The organism is Dactylosporangium sp. NPDC049525, from assembly GCF_040676755.1.
Lineage (GTDB): Bacteria > Actinomycetota > Actinomycetes > Mycobacteriales > Micromonosporaceae > Dactylosporangium.
This window is the reverse complement of sequence record NZ_JBFAPO010000021.1, coordinates 80,079-94,435: the sequence shown is the minus strand read 5'-3', so window position 1 is coordinate 94,435 and position 14,357 is coordinate 80,079. Positions and strand designations below refer to the sequence as shown.

Genomic DNA, 14,357 nt, shown 5'->3' with positions numbered 1-14,357 from the left:
CGCCATGGTACGAAAAGCAGCCTCGGGTTGCTCACGGACAGCGGCACCGACGAGCCACGCGCAAGCACTCACTCGTCCACTCGCGCTGGCCGCCTGAACCCTTACGGAGCGTCGATGGCGTTGCGGGTGATCGCCTCGGCGAGCCAGTGGCCGGAGGACTTCACGGTGCGGGCGAGGGTGTCGTAGTCGACGTGGATGAGGCCGAAGCGGCGGCTGAAGCCGAAGGCCCACTCGAAGTTGTCGAGCAGGGACCAGGCGAAGTAGCCGCGCAGGTCGACGCCGGCGGCGATGGCCTCGTGCACCGCGGCCAGGTGCCCGCGCAGGTATTCGATCCGCTCCGGGTCGTGGATCGAGCCGTCGGGGGTGGGGCGGTCGTCGTAGGCGGCGCCGTTCTCCGTGACGTAGATCGGGCGGTCGCCGTAGTCGCGGCGGATGCGCAGCAGCAGGTCGCGCAGGCCGGTCGGGTCGACGGACCAGCCCATGTGCGTGACGGGCCCCGGGGTCGGGTGGAAGCGGACGTGCTGCGCGGTGGGGTAGGGGGTGCCCTCGTCGAGCGTGCCGTCGGTGGCGGCGCTGACCAGATCCGGCTGGTAGTAGTTCACGCACACCGCGTCGATCGGCTGCGACACGATCTCCAGGTCGCCGGCACGCACATACGACATATCCGTTATGTCGGCAATATCGGCCACCGTGTCAGCGGGGTACGAGCCGCGCAGGATCGGCTCGAAGAAGATCCGGTTCAGCAGGCCGTCGATCCGTCGTGCCGCGTCAAGGTCGCCCGGGGCGTCGGTGAAGGGGCGCACGGCACCGGCGTTCAACGCGACCGACACCTGCCCGGACACCCCCGCGGACCGCAGCGCCGCGACGCCGAGGCCATGGGCGAGCAGCAGGTGGTGGGTGGCGACGAGGGCGTTGAGGTGGCCGCGCCGGCCGGGCGCGTGCCCGCCGCTGCCGTAGCCGAGGAACGCCGAGCACCACGGCTCGTTCAGCGTGTTCCACAACGCGACCCGGTCGCCGAGCCGGGCGGCGACGGCCGCCGCGTACTCCCCGAACCGCAGCGCCGTGTCCCGGTTGGTCCACCCGCCGGCGTCCTCGAGCTCCTGCGGCAGGTCCCAGTGGTACAGCGTCGCGGTGGGCCGTACCCCCGCGGCCAGCAGCTCGTCGACGAGGCGGTCGTAGAAGCCGAGGCCGGCCTCGTTGACCCCGGATCCGCCGGCGGGGCGGACCCGCGGCCACGCGATCGAGAACCGGTATGAGGACAGCCCCAGCTCCCGCATCAGCGCGACGTCGTCGCGGTAGCGCTGGTAGTGCCCGGTGGTGCGGGCGCCGGTGTCGCCGTTGTCGATGCGGCCCGGCTGGGCGGCGAAGGTGTCCCAGATCGACGGGGTGCGGCCGTCGACGTCCACGGAGCCCTCGATCTGGTAGGCCGCGGTCGCCGCGCCCCACCAGAAGTCCGAGGGAAACGTCAGGACGCCTTTCGCGGTCTGCACCGCTGTCGTGCTCACACCCACCACCACTTCCCCGTACGTCAACAGATAGGTGGCTTGGAGAGCGCTCTCCAAGCCGTGTGACCAGACTGCGACGTCGCGTGTCCGAGTGTCAAGGTGCGAGGAAGCACGCTTCTGCGCGTACCGGACAAAATGCCACCAAAGAAATCGAGGACTCTTGACACACGGGAAACCGCGGGGCAACACTGCGACCTATCGGAGAGCGCTCTCCAAAGAGATCCCCCCGCCCGCGCCTCCTCACCCCTCAGCAAGGAGCTCACGTGCATCCGGCACATGCTTCCGCCCCCGCCTGGCGGAGACTGCTCAGTTCGCGATGGCGCATCGCCCTGGTCGTTGCCGTCGTCGCCGCCATTGCTGTCGTGGTCGCGCCGTTCGCGCGCGCCGCCGACAGCCTGATCTCGCAGGGCAAGCCCGTCACGTCGTCGTCGGACCAGGCGCCGGACGTGGCCGCCAGCTTCGTCAACGACGGCAACGCCGGCACCCGCTGGAGCAGCCAGTGGAGCGACCCGCAGTGGATCCGCATCGACCTGGGTGGTCCCGCCACCATCAGCCAGGTCGTGCTGCAGTGGGAAGGCGCCTACGGCAAGTCCTTCAAGATCCAGACGTCGAGCAATGACACGACCTGGACCGACATCTACACCACCACGACGGGCGCCGGCGGCACGCAGACGCTCAACGTCTCCGGCACCGGCCGCTACGTGCGGCTGAGCGGCACCGAGCGCGGCACCGGCTACGGCTACTCGCTGTACGAGTTCAAGGTGTACGGCTCCCTGGACGGCACCACGAACCCGGGCACGTGCAACACCGGGACCAACGCCGCGCAGGGCAAGACCGCCACCGCCTCGAGCGCCGAGGGCGCGGGCACCGCGGCCTCGTTCGCGGTCGACGGCGACGCCGGCACCCGCTGGAGCAGCCAGTTCAGCGACCCGCAGTGGCTGCAGGTCGACCTCGGCAGCAAGCAGAACATCTGCCAGGTCGTGCTGCAGTGGGAGGGCGCCTACGGCAAGGCCTTCCAGATCCAGGTCTCCGACAACGCCACCAGCTGGACCGACGTCTACTCGACCAGCACCGGCACGGGCGGCACGCAGACCATCCCGGTGACGGGCGCCGGCCGGTACATCCGGATGTACGGCACCGCCCGCCCCGGCGGCTACGGCTACTCGCTGTGGGAGTTCAAGGTCGCCCTCGGCAGCGGTGGCACCACGACCACCCCGCCGACCAGCACCAGCCCGTCGGCCAGCGCCTCGCCGTCGCAGGACCCCAACTGGACCCAGGTCTGGACCGACTCGTTCGACGGGCCGGCCAACACCTCCCCGTCGGCGGCCAACTGGCTGCTGCGCACCGGCACCCAGTACCCGGGTGGTGCCGCGAACTGGGGCACCGGCTCGGTCGAGACCGCCAGCGCGTCGACCGCCAACGTCTACCTCGACGGCGCCGGCAAGCTCAACATCAAGGCCATCCGTGACGGCGGCGGCGCGTGGACGTCGGGCCGCATCGAGACCCAGCGGACCGACTTCCAGGCCGCCGCGGGCGAGCAGGTCAAGTTCACCGCCGTGCTCAAGCAGCCGGACGTCGCCAACGGCGATGGCTACTGGCCGGGCTTCCGGGCCACCGGCGCCGCCTACCGCGGCAACTACAACAACTGGCCGGGTGTCGGCGAGACCGACATCATGACCGACGCCAACGGCCGCAGCCAGCTGTCGCAGACCCTGCACTGCGGCACCGCCCCCGACGGGCCGTGCGGCGAGTACAACGGCCGCACCTCCGGCCTGGCCAGCTGCACCGGCTGCCAGACCGGCTACCACGAGTACACCCAGGTGATCGACCGCACGAAGACCGACGAGGAGATCCGCTTCTACCTCGACGGCAAGCAGTCCTGGGTCGTGCGCAAGAGCCAGGTCGGCGTCACCGCGTGGAACGCGGCCGTCCAGCACGGCTTCTACCTGCGCCTCGACCTCGCCATCGGCGGTGCGTGGCCGAACGCGATCGCCGGCTACACCGTCCCGACCCCGGACACCACGTCCGGCGGCGTGCTGTCCGTCGACTCGGTCACGGTGTCCAAGCAGACCGGCACCACGCCGGCCGCGATGACCGACCCGGCGACGCCGGGCGGCCCGAGCGTCGTCAAGGTCACCGGCTCGCAGGGCAACTGGCAGCTGCAGGTCGGCGGCCAGCCCTACGAGATCAAGGGCCTCACCTACGGCCCGCCGCAGGCCGCCGCCGACGGCTACATGCGTGACCTGAAGAATATGGGCGTCAACACGATCCGCACCTGGGGCGTGGACGACGCGAACACCCCGACGCTGCTCAACCGGGCCGCGCAGCAGGGCATCAAGGTGATCGTCGGGCACTGGCTCAACCAGGGCGCCGACTACGTGAACGACACCGCGTACAAGAACGCCACGAAGACCGAGATCGTGAACCGGGTCAACACGCTCAAGAACAACCCGGGCGTGCTGATGTGGGACGTCGGCAACGAGGTCATCCTGACGATGCAGGACCACGGCCTGGACGCCGCGACGGTCGAGGCCCGCCGGGTGGCGTACGCCAAGTTCGTCAACGAGCTGGCGATCGCGATCCACGCCGCCGACCCGAACCACCCAGTCACTTCGACCGACGCGTACACCGGCGCCTGGCCCTACTACAAGAACAACTCCCCGGCGCTGGACCTGCTCGCGGTGAACTCCTACGGCGCGATCAACAACATCAAGCCGGACTGGATCGCCGGCGGTTACACCAAGCCGTACGTGGTCACCGAGGCCGGCCCGTCCGGTGAGTGGGAGGTCCCGAACGACGTCAACGGTGTGCCCACCGAGCCGACCGACCTGCAGAAGCGGGCGGGCTACACGGCCAGCTGGAACGCCATCAAGGCGCACCCCGGCGTGGCGCTCGGCGCGACCGAGTTCCACTACGGCCTGGAGAACGACTTCGGCGGCGTCTGGCTCAACACCTACGGCGGCGGCTGGCGCCGGCTCGGGTACGGCGCGCTGAAGCAGGCCTACACCGGCACGCCCCTGGCGAACACGGCGCCGGAGATCACCAGCATGACGGTCGGCAACCAGACCGCCGTGCCGGCCGGTGGCACCTTTACCGTCAACGTCGCCGCGAACGACCCGAACAACGACACCATCCGGTACAACGTGATGATCAGCGACAAGCACATCACCGGGAACACCGGGTTCCGCAACGTCAAGTTCACCCAGAACGGCTCCACCTTCACGGTGACCGCTCCGGAGACCCTCGGCGTGTGGAAGGTCTACGTCTACGCCTTCGACGGCCAGGGCAACGTCGGCATCGAGACGAAGTCGTTCAAGGTGGTGCCGCCGGTCATCGCCGGCACCAACATCGCCCAGGGCAAGACCGTGACCGCGTCGACCTACCAGCCGACCGGCACCAACGGCCCGCAGCTGCCGTCCTACGCGGTCGACAACAACTACGGCACCCGCTGGGCGTCGGAGTGGGTCGCCACCGCGTGGTGCACGGTCGACCTGGGCAGCAAGCAGACCTTCAACAAGGTCTTCCTGGCCTGGGAGGCGGCGTACGCGACCGGCTACCAGATCCAGACGTCCGACGACAACAACAACTGGACGACGATCTACTCGACGACCACCGGTAACGGCGGCTTCGACGAGCTCAACGTCAACGGCAACGCCCGGTACGTGCGCATGAACGGCACGGGGAAGGCCACGGCCTACGGCTACTCACTCTGGGAGTTCGGTGTGTACCGGTAGGTAAGGCGAGTCGGGCGGGCGGCCTCGGCCGCCCGCCCTTTCGTCTGTATTTTTCAGCGAATTTCGTGCTATGTAGTGGAGAGCGCTCTCCATGCTCCGTGCTATAAAACCGGCCATGAGCGATCCACGTTCGGCCCGCAAACCGACCCTTGAAGACGTCGCGGAAGCCGCCGGCGTCTCCCGGGCCACGGTGTCGCGCGTCATCAACGGTGTTCGCAACGTCGACCCGAAGCTGCACGCCATCGTGTGGCAGGCCGTCGACGCCACCGGCTACGTGCCCAACCGCGCGGCCCGCTCGCTCGTCACCCGCCGCAGCGGGACCGTGGCCCTCGTCGTCTCCGACGCGGTCAGCCACGACGACGACCCGTTCATGCGCCGCTTCTTCGCCGACCCGTTCTTCGGCCGGATCGTCGGCGGCGTCATGTCGGTCCTGCGCCCCAAGGGCATCCAGCTCGCGCTGCAGATCGTCGGCACCGACGAGGCCCGCGGCCGGCTCGTCGGCGACCTCGGCCAGGGCCAGGCCGACGGCGCGGTCGTGCTGTCGCTGCACCCCGACGACACGCTACCCCGCCAGCTGTACGAGGCCGGCATCGCCGCGGCCCTCGTCGGCCGGCCGGCCCAGCCGGTGCCGATCAGCTACGTGGACCTCGCCAACGACGCCGGCGGCGTCCTGGCCGCCGAGCACCTCATCGGCCGCGGCTGCACCCGCTTGGGCATGATCACCGGCCCCGCGCACGTCCCCGCCAGCCAGGACCGGCTCACCGGGTTCCGGCAGGCCCTCGCCCGGCACGGGCACGCCTGGTTCCCGACCGTCGAGGGCGGCTTCACCTACGAGTCGGGGGAGACCGCGCTGCTGGAGCTCCTCGAACGGCAGCCGGAGCTCGACGGCGTCTTCGTCGCCAACGACGTCATGGCCCAGGCCGCCGTGATGGCGCTGCGCGGCCGCGAACTGCGGGTCCCGGACGACGTGGCGGTGGTCGGCTTCGACGACAGCAGCGCCGCGCTGGACGCCCGCCCGCAGCTCACCACCGTCCGGCATCCCCTGGAGGACATGGCGGCGGAGAGCGCCCGCCTGGTCCTGGCCCGCATCGACGACCCGTCGCTGCGGGTCGAGTCGGTCATCTTCGACCCGAAACTCGTAGTCCGTCAGTCCGCGTGACATGAGCGGTACCCCGGCCGCCGAGATCGCGGTCCCTGAGTCGCTGGTTGCATCGCTGGTACGCACGCAGCACCCGTCGTACGTCGCGCCGCTGCGCCTGGTCGCCAACGGCTGGGACAACGCCGTGTTCCGGCTGGGCGAGTCCTGGTCGGTGCGCCTGCCCCGGCGCGCGGTCGCGGTGCCGCTCCTGGTCAACGAGCAGCGCTGGCTGCCCGAACTCGCGGAGCTGCTCCCGGTGCCCGTGCCGGTCCCGCTCGCCGTGGGCGCGCCGGCCGGGGATTACCCGTGGCCGTGGAGCATCAACCCATGGCTGCCCGGCCGCCCCGCGACCGCGGTGCCCGTCGCCGACCGGGTGGCCTTCGCCGAGGACCTGGCCCGCTGCTTCGCCGCCCTGCACGTCCCGGCGCCGCCGGAGGCACCGCCGAACGCGTTCCGTGGGGTACCGCTGACCGACCGGGCCGTGGCGGTGCGCGACCGGCTCACCGCCGGCGGGTTCCCGGCGCCCGGCTTCGGGGCGCTGCTGCGGGTCTGGTCCGAGGTGCTCGCCGCGCCCCCGTGGACGGGCCCGCCGGTGTGGCTGCACGCCGACCCGCACCCGGCGAACCTCCTGATCGGCGCCGACGGCCGGTTGGCGGCGCTCATCGACTTCGGCGACCTGACCTCCGGCGACCCCGCCACCGACCTGGCGGCCGCCTGGACGGTCTTCGACGCGCCGGGCCGGGCCGTGTTCCGCGCGGCCCTGGCGGCGCTGACCCCGGTGCCGGACGCGACCTGGCAACGGGCCCGGGGCTGGGCGCTGAGCATCGGCTCAGCGGTCGCGGCGAGCTCGGCGGACAACCCGGAGATGGCCGCGATCGGCGCGCACACCCTGGCCCAGGTCCTGCTGCCCGCATGACCACCCGGGCCGGCGAACCGGCGCGCGCCGCGACCTGGAGTCAGTGACGCACGCCGGCAGTCTCGCGAAACCGCGCTGGCTGAGGACGCGGGTGAGGTGGTCGACATCTCGGAGAGCGCTCTCCGAGATGCTCAGAGTCTGCCGGTCCGGATGGGGTTCGTCAACCCGCGGGGACGCGGCTGCCTCCTGTTCCGGTAAAGATCAGGATTCGGTCAGGACTGCCTGCGCAGGTGTTGACACCTGCCCGGACCAGGCGGGAAACTTCCTTTACGGAGAGCGCTCTCCAGCCGGGTCGGGTGCCGGCGGGGAGCAGCGCCGAAGGTGGCCGGCCACACGATTCGAACGGATCGACGGGGGTTGGCTGGGTCACCTGACCGACGCCGCAGGACTGGCAGTTCGGGTTGGTCGTCCAGGCGGGGGCTGCTCGAAACGATCGTCCGACGGGTGCCGGGGCTGCTGAGGCCGTATCCACGGCCCGCGGACCGCGCCCACGGTGTCGGCCAGGTGCGGCGTCCGGGCATTTCCGGGGGTCCCATCAGCGTCACGACGGCGACCGGGTTGGGGTCGCCGCCGGCGGGACGGCCGCGCGAGCGAGCGTCCCGTGCACCGATGCCGCAGTTGCGGCGGTCGTTCCGGGCTCTGGGCGCCCTGACCGCCGCAACTGCGGGACCGCGGCAGGCCCTCGGAAGGAGCAGCCGTGCTACCCAGATCCCGCCCCGCCAGGCGGTGCCACCTCGCGACCGCGGCCCTCGCCGCCGCCCTGGCCCTCGGTGCCTGCGCCGGGGAGCCGCCGGCCGCCGATCCGCAGGCCGCCGGTGGGCCCGCCGCGGGTGCCGTCGCGGCGACCGAGTTCGGCGGCACCGACATCGCCTGGGTCCAGCTGATGATCCCGATGGACGAGCAGCTGCTGCCCGTGCTCGACCTGGTGTCGCAGCGCTCCGCCGACCCCGCGATGACCCGGCTCGCCGCCGACCTGCGCGTCCGGTACACCACGGAGCTCCAGCAGCTCAGAGCGCTACGCGTGAAGGCAGGGCTGGACGACAGCAACCCGCACGCGGGGCACCGGATGCCAGGGCTGGTGGACGCCGACACCCTCGCCGCGATCGGCGGGACGGGCGGCGCCGAGTTCGACCGGAAGGTCGCGGAGTGCCTGCGGGGGCACCTGGACCAGCTGGCGAGCCTGGCCCGGTCGGAGCTCGCCAACGGCACCAGCTCGTCCGTGAAGGACCTCGCCCGGCAGGTCGCCGAGTCCAGGTCCGCGGGCCTGGCCACCCTGCCCAGCACCGCCGCTGCTGCCAGCACCGCCGCTGCTGCCAGCACCGCCGCGGCCGCCGGCACCGCAGCAGCCGGCGGCTGACAGCGCCACGGCCGCCAGCGGCTGACGGCGCCGCGGTGGCTAGCGGCGTAGCAGGCGGCGGCTGACGGCGCCGATCACGAGCACGATGGCGGTGGCGAAGCCGAGCAGCGCCACCCTCGCCGGCAGGAACTGTGTCGCCACCCCGAGACCGAGGACGGGGACCGCGAGCCCGAGGTAGCCGCCGAGGAACACCCCGGCCAGGGCCTCACCGCGCGTCGCCGGCGGGGCCAGGTCGACGACCGTGGACACCGCACCCTTGAGCAGCGCGCCCGCGCCGCCGCCGGCCACCACGCCGCCGAGCAGGAACACCGGCAGGCTCGCCGCCCACACGCCCGCGGTCACGGTGAACAGCCCCGCGGTCATGAGGACCAGGCCGCCGGCCACCTGGCGGCGGACCGGCTCGCGGCGCAGCAGGACCTGCGCGGCGGCGCCGCTGGCGAACACCATCGACGCGACCAGCCCGGCGAGGACGCGGGACGGGTGGTGCAGCGTGCCGGCGACGAAGGCCGGCGCCAGCGACGTGAACAGCCCCAGCACCGACAGCGCCGCGAACGCGCCACCGCCGGCGGCGAAGTAGCGGGGCCGGGCGGCGACCGGGACGGCGACCCGCTGCGGCCGGTACCGCTGCCGCACCGAGGGGCGCGCGACGGTCTCGGGCGCCAGGGCGACGGCACCGGCGGCGAGCAGCAGGAGCACCAGGAACACGGCGTACGGCGTGCGCAGCGGCGCCGTCACGTACTGCGCGAGAACCCCGGCGACGAGCGGGCCGAACGCGAACCCGCCGAGGTTCGCCACCGTCGCCACCAGGTCGGCGCGGGCCCGGCCGGCGGTGGGGCGGGCGGTGGCGTGCAGCTCCGACAGGTGCGCCGTCGCGGTCGCGGTGATCATGCCGATGCCGAGGCCGGACAGGACCCGGGCGACGACCACCACGCCGAGCGACGTCGAGGACAGGAACAGCGCCGCGGCGGCCGCCTCCAGCAGGATCGCCGGCAGCAGCACCCGCCGCCGCCCCCAGCGGTCCGACAGATGCCCGGCGAGGAAGAGGCTGACGATGACGCCCACCGCGTACGCGGCGAACGCGACCGTCACCGCGATCGTCGAGTAGCCGTCGTGGCTCTGGTAGATCGCCCACAGCGGGGTCGGCACGACGGTGAACGCCAGCGACACCGCGAACGCGACCGCGATCGCCCAGAACCCCCGCTCGTGCCGCCTGGAGCGGGCAGGGGACATCGAAGGCCGGGTCAGCACGCTGGTCATGCAGCCACTGTGCCGCGGGACATCAGCACCTGCGACGAAGGTTCGTGCTGGACACCATCACGAAATGCGATAGTGCAGCGATGGAGCTGCGGCATCTCGTGTACTTCGTGACCGTCGCCGAGGAGCGCAACTTCTCCCGTGCCGCCGAGCGCCTGCGGGTCGTGCAGTCCGGCGTCTCCGCCGCGATCCGGTCGCTGGAGCGGGAGCTGGGCGCGCAGCTGTTCGACCGCAGCTCGCAGCGCGTCGCGCTGACCGACGCCGGCGCGGCGCTGCTGCCCGCGGCCCGGGCCACGATCGACGCCGCCCAGGCCGCCCGGGACGCCGTCGACGAGGTCCGCGGCGGCCTGCGCGGCACGCTGCGCATCGGCACCCTGATCTCGGTCGGGTTCGTCGACCTGCCGGGCCTGCTCGGCCAGTTCCGTGCCGAGCACCCCGCCGTCGACCTGCGGCTGCGCGCGGCCCCGACCGGATCGGCCGGCCTGGCCCGGTCGCTGCTGGACGGTGAGCTCGATGTGGCGTTCCTGTCCCTGGCGGGCCGGACACCGGCGGGGTTGTCGGTCCGGGTTCTGGTGGCGGAGCCGATCGTCGCGGTCCTGCCGCCCGCGCACCGGCTCGCGGACCGGGCCGCGGTGACGCTCGCCGACCTGGCCGACGAGCCGTTCGTCGACTCGCCACCCGGCTACGGCAACCGCACCGAGGTCGACCGGGGGTTCGCCGCGGCCGGGCTGCGCCGCCGGGTGGCCCTGGAGGTCGCCGACATCGCCACCGTCGCCCAGTACGTGCGCAACGGGCTCGGCGTCGCGCTGCTGCCGCGCTTCTCCATCGGGGCGGGGGACGGCCTGCGGACGCTGCCGGTGACCGGGACGAGGCTGCGTTGGACGTTCGGGGTGGCCACCGGCTCGGCGCGCCGGCCGAGCGCGGCGGTCCGGGCGCTGCTCGACCTGGTCGACACCCACCGGGTGCAGGTCACCGGTTAGCCCGCAGGCCGCACGCGGTCCAGACCCCGTGGCCGGCTTCCGCGCGCAGGTGAGGTCCGGCACATCCATTTGCGTCACCACGGTCCAATGTTTTTAGACTGACTGGTCAGTACAAGTCAGGGGGCTGTTGTGACCACCGTTGTGGAAGCGCGCGGGCTCGGTGCCCGCACCCGGCGCGGCTGGGTGTTCCGGGACGTCGACCTCGACGTCGAGGCGGGGGAGCGGCTCACCGTCACCGGCCCGGCCGGCAGCGGACGCACCTCGCTGCTGCTCGCCCTCGCCGGCTACTTCGCGACCAGCGCCGGCAGCGTCCACCGGCGGGGCGTCATCGCGCTCGGGCACGTCCCCGGCGTCCACGAGCCGGAGCCCGCGCTGACCGTCGCCGAGCACATCGAGGAGCGGCGCATCCTGCTCGGCCGGCGCCGCAAGGGCCGCGTCGACGACCTGCCACTGGAGCCCGGCACGCTCGGCCGCGACCTCGACGCCCTGGACCGGCACCTGCTCGGCCTCACCCTCGCCCGCATCGCCGGCCCGGCCGCGGTCGTCGTCGACGACGTCGACAGTGGACTGTCCACGGTGGAGCGCGCCCGCCTCGACGAGGCCCTCGACGCGCTCACCGACGACGGGATCGCCGTCATCGCCGCCGCCCGGGAGAGCGGGACGGGCCGCGCCTTCGTCCTGGAGGGACACCGATGAGACTCGCGCTGTTCGAGCTGCGGCGCTTCACCCGGGCGCCGATCACCGTGGCCGCGCTCGCCGTGCTGGCGCTGATCCCGCTGCTGTACGGGGCGCTGTACCTGTGGGCGTTCTGGGATCCGTACGGCAACATGCGCCACATCCCGGTCGCCGTGGTCAACGCGGACCGGCCCGCGACCGCCACCGACGGCAGCACCGTGCACGCCGGCGCCGACCTCACCGCGAAGCTCCTGCGCCGCGACGTGTTCGGCTGGCAGCAGACCACCGACGCGGCCGCCCGCAAGGGACTCGCCGACGGGCGGTACCAGCTGATCTTCGAGATTCCGGCGGACTTCTCGGCCGCCCTGGTCACCCCGCCGGACCCGGACCGCGACCCGACCGGCGGGCGGCTGCTCGTCGTCAACGACGACGCCACCAACTACCTCACCGGCCAGCTGTCGCGCAGCGTCTTCACCGAGGTCCGGGCCAGCGCGGCGGCGTCCGTCGCCGGCGGCTACTTCGACCGGATGCTGATCGGCTTCACCGACCTCAAGTCGCAGACCGCGCAGGCCGCCGACGCCGCCGGCCGGCTCTCCGACGGCGCGTCCCAGGCCGGCGCCGGTGCCGGCGACCTCGTCAACGGCCTCGACCGGGCCGGCGGCGGCGCCGGGGACCTCGCCGCCGGGCTCGACGAGGCCACGAAGGGCTCCCGGCAGCTATACGACGGGCTCGTCGCCCTCGACCAGGGCGCCGGGCAGCTCGCCGACGGCACCGCGCAGGCCGCCGCCGGCGGGCGGCTGCTCGCCGGCAAGGTCGACGCCGCCGCCGACACCATCGAGCCGGTGCTGCGCGACAACGCCGCGCTCATCGAGGCCGCCGCGACCAGCATCGCCGACGGCGCCGACCTGCTGCGCGAACACCTCGACGCGCTGCCCGCCCTGGCCACGACCGCCACCCAGCGGGCGACCGCCACCAGGGCGTCGCTGGAGCAGCTCGGCAAGCGGTACCCGCAGATCACCGACAGCGCCGAGTACCGCGCGGCCGTCGCCGCCGCGGATGCCGCCGTCACCGCGGCGCGGGCGGTCCAGACCCGCCTGGAGACCGGCGACCTCGCCGCCGTCCGCGCCGACCTGGACCGCGCGTCGAAGATCGCCCGGCAGGTCGCGGCCGCCGCACCGCACCTCGCCGACGACGTCGTCGCCGCCCGCGCGCAGGTCGACCAGCTCGCCGACGGGCTCAACCGGCTCGCCGACGGCGCCGCCCAGCTGCACGCCGGCACCGGCGACGCCCGTGACGGCGCCCGCGACCTGTCCGGCGGGCTGTTCCGGCTGTCCACCGGTGCCCGGCAGCTCGACGACGGCCTCGGCGCCCTCGCCGACGGCGGGCACCGCCTCGCCGGCGGCCTCGGCGAGCTGTCCGACGGCGCCAGCCGGCTGGCCCGCGGCCTGTCCGACGGCGCGGCGAAGATCCCCGGCTACGACCCCGACACCCGCGCCGAGCGAGCCGGCGTCCTCGGCGACCCGGTCGCCCTCGACCGCGACACCGAACACCCCGCCGCCACCTACGGGGCCGGGTTCGCGCCGTACTTCCTCGGCCTCGCCCTCTGGGTCGGCGCGATGATCAGCTACATGGTGCTGCGCCCGCTGACCCGCCGGCACCTGGTGTCCGGCGCGCCCGCCCACCGCGCGGCGCTCGCCGGGTGGCTGCCGGGCCTTATGGTCGGCGTGGTCCAGGCGACGGCGCTGTTCCTCGTGGTGCGGTTCGCGCTCGGCCTGCACCCGGCGCATCCGCTCGCCATGTACGGGTTCCTGTGCCTGACCGCCGTCGCGTTCACCGCGATCGTGCAGTGGTTCGGCGCCCGCCTCGGCGCGGCCGGCCGGCTCGTCGCCCTCGCGGTGCTGATGCTGCAGCTCACGTCCTCCGGCGGCACGTATCCGATCGAGACCACGCCCGGCTTCCTGCAGGCGGTCCACCCGTTCCTGCCGATGACCTACGTCGTGTCCGGGGTCCGGCACCTCGTCAACGGCGGGCCGGGCGGTACCGTCGTCACCGGGGCACTGGTCCTGGCCGGGTTCGCCGCGCTCGCGTTCGCGCTGACGACCGTGGCCGCGTGGCGGGGGCGCCGGCTGACGCCGTCGAAGCTGCACCCGGACCTGGTGATGTAGGGGGTTGGCACGTGGCGGAGGACGGCCGGACCCGGCGGCGCACCGACACCCGGCAGCGGCTGTATGAGGCGGCGATGGAGCTCATCGCCGAGCACGGGTTCTCCGCCACGACCGTCGAGGACATCGCCCTGCGCGCAGGCGTCGCCAAGGGCACCGTCTACTACAACTTCCCGTCGAAGAACGCGCTGTTCGAGGAGCTGCTGCGGCACGGCGTCGGGCTGCTCACCGCCGACTTCCGGGCCGCGGTCGACGGCGTCGCGCCGCCGGAGGCGGTCCTGGCACTGATCCGGGCGGAGCTGGCGTACATCGAGCGGCATCGCTCATTCGCACAGCTGCTGCTGTCGGAGATGTGGCGCACCAACCGCGAGTGGCACCAGACCCTGCAGCTGCTGCGCAGCGAGGCCGTCGACGTCATCGCCGCGGTGCTGCGCCAGGGCGTCGAGGAGGGCCAGTTCGACGCCGCCCTGGACGTGCGCATGGCCGCGGCGGCCCTGTTCGGGGTGTGCCTGGTCGTCGCCGTCGACTGGCTCGTCTTCGAGCCGGACCGCTCCCTCGCGGACGTCCAGGAGGCCCTCATCACCGTCATCCGCGCCCGCGTCGGCGTCTGAGTCCGCAAGGGGCCCGGGAAGCCTT

Annotated in this window: 10 protein-coding genes; 8 read left to right on the top strand and 2 right to left on the bottom strand. The window is 73.0% G+C overall.

The window, feature by feature from the left end; genetic code table 11:
* Positions 1–101 precede the first annotated feature (101 nt).
* Complete coding sequence (locus AB0K00_RS27915; RefSeq protein ID WP_363525647.1) at positions 102–1,505, bottom strand: GH1 family beta-glucosidase; 1,404 nt, start codon at positions 1,503–1,505, stop codon at positions 102–104.
* 263 nt (positions 1,506–1,768) lie between these two features.
* Between AB0K00_RS27915 and AB0K00_RS27910 the strand changes: the two genes are divergently transcribed.
* The 4 genes from AB0K00_RS27910 (at position 1,769) to AB0K00_RS27895 (ending at position 8,650) form a co-directional block, all read left to right on the top strand.
* Positions 1,769–5,239 carry a discoidin domain-containing protein gene (locus AB0K00_RS27910; protein WP_363525645.1) on the top strand — a complete coding sequence of 1,157 codons (3,471 nt, stop codon included), beginning with the start codon at positions 1,769–1,771 and terminating at the stop codon, positions 5,237–5,239.
* 115 nt (positions 5,240–5,354) lie between these two features.
* Entirely contained in the window at positions 5,355–6,398 is a 1,044-nt protein-coding gene (locus tag AB0K00_RS27905) for a LacI family DNA-binding transcriptional regulator (protein WP_363525642.1), read from the top strand.
* A gap of 1 nt (position 6,399) precedes the next feature.
* Positions 6,400–7,293: an aminoglycoside phosphotransferase family protein gene (locus AB0K00_RS27900; RefSeq protein WP_363525639.1), complete on the top strand. Its 894-nt coding sequence runs from the start codon at positions 6,400–6,402 to the stop codon at positions 7,291–7,293.
* A 697-nt stretch (positions 7,294–7,990) separates the two neighbouring features.
* The gene (locus tag AB0K00_RS27895) at positions 7,991–8,650 is read left to right on the top strand and encodes a DUF305 domain-containing protein (protein ID WP_363525636.1); all 660 of its coding nucleotides are present in this window, start codon (positions 7,991–7,993) and stop codon (positions 8,648–8,650) included.
* Positions 8,651–8,689: 39 nt separating this feature from the next.
* Here AB0K00_RS27895 and AB0K00_RS27890 read toward each other — a convergent pair whose 3' ends face one another.
* Positions 8,690–9,907, bottom strand: coding sequence for an MFS transporter (locus AB0K00_RS27890; protein ID WP_363525633.1), 1,218 nt, complete (start codon positions 9,905–9,907; stop codon positions 8,690–8,692).
* Between the two features lie 80 nt (positions 9,908–9,987).
* Between AB0K00_RS27890 and AB0K00_RS27885 the strand changes: the two genes are divergently transcribed.
* The 4 genes from AB0K00_RS27885 (at position 9,988) to AB0K00_RS27870 (ending at position 14,332) form a co-directional block, all read left to right on the top strand.
* On the top strand, positions 9,988–10,884 hold the full coding sequence (locus AB0K00_RS27885; protein WP_363525630.1) for a LysR family transcriptional regulator: 897 nt from the start codon (positions 9,988–9,990) through the stop codon (positions 10,882–10,884).
* Positions 10,885–11,013: 129 nt separating this feature from the next.
* Positions 11,014–11,580, top strand: coding sequence for an ABC transporter ATP-binding protein (locus tag AB0K00_RS27880; RefSeq protein WP_363525627.1), 567 nt, complete (start codon positions 11,014–11,016; stop codon positions 11,578–11,580).
* On the top strand, positions 11,577–13,724 hold the full coding sequence (locus AB0K00_RS27875; protein ID WP_363525624.1) for a YhgE/Pip domain-containing protein: 2,148 nt from the start codon (positions 11,577–11,579) through the stop codon (positions 13,722–13,724). Before AB0K00_RS27880 ends, AB0K00_RS27875 begins: the two co-directional genes overlap by 4 nt.
* 74 nt (positions 13,725–13,798) lie before the next feature.
* Positions 13,799–14,332 carry a TetR/AcrR family transcriptional regulator gene (locus AB0K00_RS27870; RefSeq protein ID WP_363525829.1) on the top strand — a complete coding sequence of 178 codons (534 nt, stop codon included), beginning with the start codon at positions 13,799–13,801 and terminating at the stop codon, positions 14,330–14,332.
* The last annotated feature ends 25 nt before the right edge of the window (positions 14,333–14,357 follow it).